At 71.3% G+C, this 268-nt stretch carries 1 pseudogene; it reads left to right on the plus strand.

The features are described 5' to 3' along the window. Nucleotides 1-268: pseudogene (locus OOT08_RS18865) on the plus strand (prolyl aminopeptidase); the annotation flags it as partial.

Here is a 268-nt window from a genome sequence, read left to right on the forward strand (position 1 = left end):
GACTGGGAGACGGCGACCATCCCCGCGCCGCCCGGCTCGGTCGCCCGCTACCAGGACCCGGACTTCCGCATGGGCTTCGCCCGCACCGTCACGCACTACTGGGGCAACGACCACTTCCTCGGCGACGGCAACGACGAGGGCGTGGTCATCAGGGACGCGCACCTGCTGAAGGGCATCCCCGGCACCCTGGTCCAGGGCAGCCTCGACTTCGGCAACCTCCTCGGCATCGTCTGGCGGCTCCACCACGCCTGGCCCGACAGCGACCTGG

It is taken from the genome of Leucobacter sp. M11, assembly GCF_035726885.1.
In the GTDB taxonomy this organism is placed as follows: domain Bacteria; phylum Actinomycetota; class Actinomycetes; order Actinomycetales; family Microbacteriaceae; genus JAPFRB01.